This is a genomic window from Brevundimonas sp., assembly GCF_018608325.1.
In the GTDB taxonomy this organism is placed as follows: domain Bacteria; phylum Pseudomonadota; class Alphaproteobacteria; order Caulobacterales; family Caulobacteraceae; genus Brevundimonas.
The window spans coordinates 31,583-36,459 of the sequence record NZ_JABAZW010000135.1 but is presented as its reverse complement, the minus strand read 5'-3'; the positions used below and the strand labels follow the sequence as shown (position 1 = coordinate 36,459).

Below are 4,877 nucleotides of genomic sequence, written 5' to 3'. Positions count from 1 at the left end.
ACATTGGCCAGACCGGCAGGCAGTACATTCTCGATGGCCGTGCGCACATCGCGCGCCAGGATCGGCGCCGATCCGCCCGTCGCCACACCGACCACCACCTCGTCCCGGTCGATCAGGGCCGGGGTCTGGAAATCGCTGAGCCTCGGCTGGTCCACCACATTGACCTGCGCCCCCGCCGTCCGCGCCAATCCGGCCAGCCGCTGAACATGATCAAGATCGCCCAGAGCGATGAACACCAGACGCGCGCCTGCCAGATCATCCGCATCCGGCGCCCGCAGCACCGGCGTCGGCGCCCCCTGCGGCGTCTCGATCGCGGCTGGCGCACCGTCTGGCGCAAACCACATCACCTCAGCCGGGCTATTCAGGAACAGCCGCAGCTTGGCCAGCGCCGGTTCCCCGCCGCCGATGATCACGATTTTTGCGGCCTCCAGCGGAATGGAGGCAAGAAAGACACGCATCGTCTGGCTTTCCGGAGCGGTCAGGGAGGAAAAGCACCAATTTCAGGCGCAAACTCAGGCCTCGGACCTTCGACTTCATCGGCAACACCCGCAAACCAGATTGCCTTTGTCTCGCTGATAGGTTTTCTATCGATGATGGTCCGCTCCCTGCTCCCGCTTAACGCCCTGCGTGCTTTCGAGGCCGCCGCGCGTCATCTGAACTTCTCACGCGCCGCCGATGAGCTGGCCGTGACGCCGGGCGCGGTCAGCCAGCAGATCCGCCTGCTGGAAGACATTGTCGGCGGCCCCCTGTTCGTGCGCGAAGCGCGCGGGCTGCAGTTGACCGATCTGGGCCGCTCATCCGTGCCGCTGCTGCGCGAGGGGTTCGAGCGCCTGATGGACGCCTCCGCCCTGCTGCGCGAACCGCCGCGTCGCAAACAGGTGTCGATCAGCGTGGCGCCCGGCTTCGCCTCCAAATGGCTGATGCCGCGCATGGACGATTTCCATACCGCCCATCCTGAGATCGAGCTGTGGATTTCCGCTGACATGGAGCCCGCCGACCTGACCGAGGGCAAGGTCGATCTGGCCATTCGCTATGGTCCCGGCGACTATCCCGGCCTGACCGTGGACCGGCTGATGACCGAGACGGTTCTGCCCGTCTGCGCCCCGTCGCTGATGGACGGCGAGCATCCGATCCGAAAACCCGCCGACCTGATCCGCCACACCCTGCTGCACGACATGTCCAACGATGGCGACCCCAGCCGTCCCGACTGGGCCATGTGGCTGAAGGCGCGCGGTGTGCGTCACCCCGATCCGCGCCGCGGCTCGCGCTTCAACCAGTCGGGCCTGCTGATCGAGGCCGCCATCGCCGGTCGCGGCGTGGCGCTGGCCAAACGCACACTGGCCCAGGCTGATCTGGCCTCCGGCCGCCTGATCGCCCCCTTCCCCGATGGCTCAGAGGCCGTGGGCTTTGCCTATTATGTCGTCCAGCCCCGCGACCGGCCGCCCTCGCCCAGCACCACCGCCTTCGTCGGCTGGTTGAAGAAACAGGCCGTCGATCACGACAATACGATGGGACAGCTCTAGGGAGACTGGAATGGCTGAAGCCAAGGCGCCGCGACTGGCGGTTCTGATCGATGCGGAAAACGCCTCGTCCCGGATCGCCGACCTGTTGTTCACCGAGATCGCCACATTGGGCGAGGCCTCGGCCCGGCGGGTCTATGGCGACTTCTCCAGTCCCCAGATCGCTGGATGGACCAAGGTCCTGGCCCAGTTCGCCATCCAGCCCCAACAGAATTTCGCCAACACCAAGGGCAAGAACTCGGGCGACATCGCCCTGGTCATCGACGCGATGGACCTGCTGCATTCGGGCCGTTTCGACGGCTTCTGTCTGGTGTCGTCCGACTCTGACTTCACCCGTCTGGCCGCCCGCATCCGCGAGGAAGGCGTCGACGTCTATGGTTTCGGTGAACGCAAGACGCCCGAAAGCTTTCGTCAGGCCTGCACCCGTTTCATCTACACCGAGAACCTCAGCGCACCGCCCGAAGCCGACAATGGCGCCGCCAAGGCCACGCCCGCCGTTGAAGCCCCCGCCAAACGCAAACCTTCAGAAGCCGGGCGCCTGATCGCCTCCCTGATCCCGGACATGGATGAAGACGGCGACGGCTGGGTTCTGGTCGGCGCCATCGGCAGCCGCCTGCGCAACGCCTATCCCGACTTCGACCAGCGGACCTATGGTTTTGCCAAACTGTCCGACCTGATCCGCGCGACAGGCCGTTTCGAGGTTCAGACCGGCACGGGCGCAATGCGCATCCGCATACAGCCCAAAAAGTAAAAGGCCGGTCGCACGATGGCGACCGGCCCTCAAGACCTGACGAACCAGATCAGGTTCAGGCTTCGGCTTCAACCTCTGGCGCTGCACGCTCAACCGCCGCAGCGATGACGGGCGCGTCGTTCGCGACCGACTGCTCCACCGGTGCGCGCAGGGCGCCAGTCAGGCCGTTCAGGTCTGCACCCGACAGGCCGACTTCCGCCAGCAGTTGATCGACCAGCGGGGCCTGCGCACGGTAACGCAGGGCGCTGTTGACCACCTGATCCGACAGGTTGCCGCCGCCCGAGCCGTTGGCGCCGCCGACACCGCCGGCTGCCGTTCCGCCGTTCAGACCCTCGACCTGCACGATCTTGATCGAGTCGATATTCTCCAGCGGCTTGACGGACTCGGCGATGATCCGATCCAGGTTCTCCAGCAGCTTCAGCTTGATCTGCAGCGCCACCTGTTCGGGCGACAGCAGGTTGGCCGCCGTGTTCAGGGCGTTCTGACCCGCAGCCTCGACCTCATAGTGAACGCGAGAGGCCTCTGCCGCGACGCGGACGGCCTGGGCTTGAGCTTCCGCCTCGATCGTCGTCTTGTCGGCCTGACCGCGCGCCTGTTCACGCATGGCTTCGGCGTGGTCGACGGCGGCGGTCTTTTCAGCCTCGGCGGCGACGCGGATGGTGATGGCTTCGCGCTCGGCCTCCTTGGACGCCTCGATCAGTTCGATGATCTTCTGACGATCTGCAGCCTCGCGGTCGCGCACCGTCTTGACCTGTTCCTCAGCCTGAACGGCCAGGGCCAGCGCCTTGTCGGCCTCGGCCTTGGCTTCCGACTGGGCGCGCGACTTCTCGGCGACAGCGATGTCGCGGTCCTGTTCGGACAGTTCGATGGCCTTGGCCTTTTCAATGTCCTGTGTCTCAACGGCGCGAGCCTTGGAGATTTCGCGCTCTGCGACTTCCTGCTCCATGGCGATACGCTGCTGGGCCACCAGACGCTCGGCCTCGATGCGGGCCTGATCGATCTGCTGTTGCGAGGTGATCTTGGCGCCTTCGGCTTCGCGGGCCTTCTCGGCTTCCTGGCGCGCCACATCGGCGGACTGCTCGGCGCGGCGGTTGGCGATCTCGCGCGCTTGCTCCAGCTGGGCATATTCCTCGTCACGCGAAATTTCCAGCGTGCGGCGCTGAGCTTCCAGGTTCTTGGTGCGGATCTGGACCTGGGTGTCTTGTTCGATGTCGTTGCGCAGCTTCTTGCGCAGCTCGATTTCCTGCGTCAGCCGCGTCAGACCCTCGGCGTCAAAGGCGTTGAGCGGATTGAAATGCTCCATCGCCGTCTGATCCAGACCGGTCAGCGACACGGTTTCCAGCTCCAGGCCGTTCTTCAACAGGTCTTCTGACGACACCTGCTGCACCTTCTGGACGAAATGGGTGCGCTGTTCGTGCAGTTCGGTCATGGTCAGTTCCGCCGCGACCGAGCGCAGGGCGTCGACGAACTTGCCCTCGACCAGTTCCTTCAACTCAACCGGGTTCATCGTCCGCAGGCCCAGCGTCTGGGCGGCGGAGGCAATGGCGTCGGCGCTGGGCTGCACCCGCACATAGAACTCGGCCAGCACATCGACGCGCATCCGGTCCTTGGTGATCAGGGCCTGCTCGTTGGACCGCTGAACCGCCAGACGCAGGGTGTTCATATTGACCGAGATGGTCTCATGCAGCACCGGCAGGACCAGTGCGCCGCCGTTCATGACCACCTTCTCGCCGCCGAAGCCGGTACGCACGAAAGCGGTCTCCTTGGACGCGCGCTTGTACAGGCGCGCAAAGATCAGCCCCAGGATCAGCAGGGCGACCAGCCCCACGCCTGCAATGATGGCGATCTCGATTAGCGAGTTCATTTAACAGCCCCTGTTGAGAAAAGTCGTTCAGACCGTTGCGTCGCGAAGCGAGGCGCTGGTGTTGTGAATGGCGAAATATTTTGCGCCCGCGTACCGGACCAGCAGCACGCTGCTCCCTTGAGCGAACAGGTCGGCCAGATTGTCCGGCTCGACCATGACGTAGTGGACCTGTCCGTGCTGATCGCGGACCCGCGCCTGTGCCGCGTTCCCCTGGCTGGCGTCGCCGGTGACGATGACGGCGACCCGCCCGACCAGACTGTCGCGCGACACCGCCGTCGTCTCATCGCGCGGCATGATCCGGGCGACGACACGTCCAAAGACCCGCGTGACCGGCATGGCTACGGCGAAAGCCGCAGGCGCCATCAGGAACCACGGCCCCGGTCGTCCCAGCACCGCCTCAACGACCTGCTGCCCGACCAGTCCCGTCAGTCCGAAGGCGAACAGGAAGACCACGATCAGCATCAGCAGCGGCAAACGCCCGACATTGATCCAGGACAGCAGAGACGGCGTCTCGACATTCAGATCGCCGTCCGGCGCGTCCAACCCCTCGCCCAGCGCCAGACCGCCGCCCAGCCCAACAGCCTCAGCCGCGCCGATCAGCAGCATCAGGACCAGGGCCGCAACGAAAGGGACGTTGTCGTGTGCAAGCAGGAAGCTCCACATCGACGCGGTCAGCCCTGATCGCCGGTGCGCGCCTTGACGGCGGCCAGACGTTCCTCGACCCGGTTGCGACGGGCCAGAT

5 protein-coding genes are annotated in these 4,877 nt (G+C 65.3%); 2 read left to right on the top strand and 3 right to left on the bottom strand.

The window, feature by feature from the left end:
* On the bottom strand, window positions 1–458 hold a 458-nt coding region (locus QZ281_RS13380), incomplete at its 3' end, for a bifunctional precorrin-2 dehydrogenase/sirohydrochlorin ferrochelatase (RefSeq protein ID WP_292229144.1).
* 135 nt (window positions 459–593) lie between these two features.
* Between QZ281_RS13380 and gcvA the strand changes: the two genes are divergently transcribed.
* Window positions 594–1,523 (top strand): transcriptional regulator GcvA, encoded by a 930-nt coding sequence (gene gcvA, locus QZ281_RS13375; RefSeq protein WP_201096981.1) that lies wholly within the window; start codon window positions 594–596, stop codon window positions 1,521–1,523.
* 10 nt (window positions 1,524–1,533) lie between these two features.
* Entirely contained in the window at window positions 1,534–2,271 is a 738-nt protein-coding gene (locus tag QZ281_RS13370) for an NYN domain-containing protein (RefSeq protein ID WP_292229142.1), read from the top strand.
* A gap of 55 nt (window positions 2,272–2,326) precedes the next feature.
* On the opposite strand, the gene QZ281_RS13365 is transcribed toward QZ281_RS13370, so the two are convergent.
* Complete coding sequence (locus QZ281_RS13365; RefSeq protein ID WP_292229141.1) at window positions 2,327–4,135, bottom strand: flotillin domain-containing protein; 1,809 nt, start codon at window positions 4,133–4,135, stop codon at window positions 2,327–2,329.
* A gap of 27 nt (window positions 4,136–4,162) precedes the next feature.
* Window positions 4,163–4,877 (bottom strand): YqiJ family protein (locus QZ281_RS13360; protein WP_292229138.1); only part of this gene is annotated, 715 nt, incomplete at its 5' end.

Bases quoted from the DNA above. Each gene is read 5' to 3' on its own strand.
- QZ281_RS13365 (WP_292229141.1), bottom strand. From the start codon at position 4,135: ATGAACTCGCTAATCGAGATCGCCATCATTGCAGGCGTGGGGCTGGTC.
- QZ281_RS13370 (WP_292229142.1), top strand. From the start codon at position 1,534: ATGGCTGAAGCCAAGGCGCCGCGACTGGCGGTTCTGATCGATGCGGAA.
- gcvA (WP_201096981.1), top strand. From the start codon at position 594: ATGGTCCGCTCCCTGCTCCCGCTTAACGCCCTGCGTGCTTTCGAGGCC.